At 52.5% G+C, this 301-nt stretch carries 1 protein-coding gene; it reads right to left on the bottom strand.

Annotation, left to right across the window (positions count from 1 at the left end):
* A partial coding sequence (locus ACLD9W_RS12610) for a transposase (RefSeq protein WP_410842310.1) occupies window positions 1–301 on the bottom strand: 301 nt, incomplete at both ends.

The following is a 301-nucleotide window of genomic DNA, read 5'->3' as shown; positions in this document are numbered from 1 at the left end:
ACGGTGGCCATATACAGCGCCTTACGCACCGCAGACCTTCCGCCGAAGCAGCGGCTTTTGAATTTGGTTTCCCTGCTCTCCCTCGGGTGTGGGGCAATACCGATCAGACTCGCTATCCGTTTGTGGCTCAGCCGTCCCAATTCGGGCAGCATTGCCATCAGCGTAGCCGTCGTTATCGAACCGATGCCTTTGATTTGTTCCGCCACTTTGGCTTTGCCGTCAAAATGCGTGTGGGTGTGGTCATCGATTTGTTTGTCCAATTCGTCAATCAACCTGTCAAAATGAGCAATCAGTTGTTTGA

Origin of the sequence: Neisseria sp. WLZKY-1 (genome assembly GCF_046546535.1) — a bacterium.
In the GTDB taxonomy this organism is placed as follows: Bacteria; Pseudomonadota; Gammaproteobacteria; order Burkholderiales; family Neisseriaceae; genus Neisseria.
This window is presented reverse-complemented; position numbering and strand designations above follow the sequence as displayed.